Genomic DNA, 1,537 nt, shown 5'->3' on the forward strand with positions numbered 1-1,537 from the left:
GAGTTCAGTATTGGTGACAGACCACCACAAGTATCCAACCTCAATTCTGTTCACAAGACCATCGTTGATGTTCTCGGCGAGCGATACCGTCGAATTTATTCTTAAAGTAGGTGCGGAATGACGGATGCAGCGTATAAGGCATTCATTAATTCCTGCGCCACTCAGCTATACGAAAAGTTTGAAGGAAAATTATTTGAGGGGTTGCCTGAAAAGGTATTGTCAGCCTGCACCTACGCATCAAGCATGCGTCTTTATTCTGATGCGGTAGACGTCAAGGACTTAAACGCTGCGCTAAGCATTGGAAGGGATAAATTAAGTTCAGTTATCTTAGGAATAAAAGTATATGGATATTACTCGCCGTCTCTTTCAGATGTTCCAGACCGCTCATCATTCAAATCCCTTTTGTCTACAGTTAACACTATTCGTGATTTCCGAAACACTCTTCTCGCGGCGATGGAGTCATTTCGTTCGGGGGAAAAATTGATTGCATCACTACCGTGAGCTGATGAATTTTATCCGCAGGAAGATAAGACACCAACATGCAAACTAGTCCCTGTCAGCGTGATTGACGCGGCAAATTCCCTGATGGGGGTTGGCTAAGGGATTTCATCATGAAGCGAACAACGCTAACAGCAAAGCTAACCATAGCCGCTTTTGTAGCGGCTTTTTTGTAGGCGTCATACATGATTTTGAGCGCGATATGATGCGAATACCCTTACCCACCCCAATACTAGCACAGCATCCAAACAGCCTTGCATCGTAAGAGGAGCTACGAATGAAACCTAAAATACCTAACAGGATAAGAGAGCGGGAGAAGCTATTTAAGCGCTTATACCGTGAAGGACTTATTCGTGCAAGACGCATACGACAAACCGGTTATTTATCAATACGACTCTCCCTCTACTGGCGCATGTTATCCAAAGATAACGGCCAGAGCTGGAAGACCATGAGCCATGCAAAATACGACACCCAAATCACAATATAATAACAGGAGCCCCCATGAATTATGCATTCGCGGGTCATGCTGCCCTCATGGGGAGCTATCACCCGGAAGAAACCCAACTGGATAAATGGGTTCAATGGCTGAGAAACGGATACCGAAAGGTTATCGATATCCTTGAGCAGGCAGGCAAACGTCTACGACCTGCCCCAGCACCTTCATCCCGCCCTGTTATGCGCGTGTGTGACTCGTTAGAGAAAATCTTGAGGAAGTGAGGCTATGATGAACTTGATATCAAAAACGGAAGTAATGGAAATGCTACGCATTAAGTCGCGCGACACGCTGTACCGGTATGAAAAGAAGCGCGGTTTCCCGCGTCCAATCAAGCAACACCCAACCTACTACCTGAAGTCGGCGGTAGAAGATTGGGCGGTCAGGCAGTCACAGGGGATTACTTCAAATTCTTAATGTGTATTAGTCGCGACTTGATCTGACACTGGACCTTGCAAGGTTGAGAGTTACCGGTTTTGATATGGGTGTCCAATCCTTATACAAAACACGAGGTAACTCTCATGATTCATACTAACAATCCCATCA

4 protein-coding genes are annotated in these 1,537 nt (G+C 45.7%); all 4 read left to right on the top strand.

Going from position 1 to position 1,537, the window contains the following annotated elements; genetic code table 11:
- Nucleotides 1-117: 117 nt before the first annotated feature.
- The gene (locus ACTBDZ_RS17685) at nt 118-501 is read left to right on the top strand and encodes a hypothetical protein (RefSeq protein WP_438816255.1); all 384 of its coding nucleotides are present in this window, start codon (nt 118-120) and stop codon (nt 499-501) included.
- Between the two features lie 274 nt (nt 502-775).
- Complete coding sequence (locus ACTBDZ_RS17690; protein ID WP_438816256.1) at nt 776-985, top strand: ParE family toxin-like protein; 210 nt, start codon at nt 776-778, stop codon at nt 983-985.
- Nucleotides 986-999: 14 nt separating this feature from the next.
- Nucleotides 1,000-1,215, top strand: coding sequence for a protease FtsH-inhibitory lysogeny factor CIII (locus ACTBDZ_RS17695; protein WP_438816257.1), 216 nt, complete (start codon nt 1,000-1,002; stop codon nt 1,213-1,215).
- Nucleotides 1,216-1,219: 4 nt separating this feature from the next.
- Nucleotides 1,220-1,408, top strand: coding sequence for a helix-turn-helix transcriptional regulator (locus ACTBDZ_RS17700; RefSeq protein ID WP_438816258.1), 189 nt, complete (start codon nt 1,220-1,222; stop codon nt 1,406-1,408).
- Nucleotides 1,409-1,537: the final 129 nt, after the last annotated feature.

The sequence above is a fragment of the Symbiopectobacterium sp. genome (genome assembly GCF_051710365.1).
Lineage (GTDB): Bacteria > Pseudomonadota > Gammaproteobacteria > Enterobacterales > Enterobacteriaceae > Symbiopectobacterium.

Coding starts and splice junctions, on each gene's coding strand:
- ACTBDZ_RS17685 (WP_438816255.1), top strand. CDS start 118: ATGACGGATGCAGCGTATAAGGCATTCATTAATTCCTGCGCCACTCAG.
- ACTBDZ_RS17690 (WP_438816256.1), top strand. CDS start 776: ATGAAACCTAAAATACCTAACAGGATAAGAGAGCGGGAGAAGCTATTT.
- ACTBDZ_RS17695 (WP_438816257.1), top strand. CDS start 1,000: ATGAATTATGCATTCGCGGGTCATGCTGCCCTCATGGGGAGCTATCAC.
- ACTBDZ_RS17700 (WP_438816258.1), top strand. CDS start 1,220: ATGATGAACTTGATATCAAAAACGGAAGTAATGGAAATGCTACGCATT.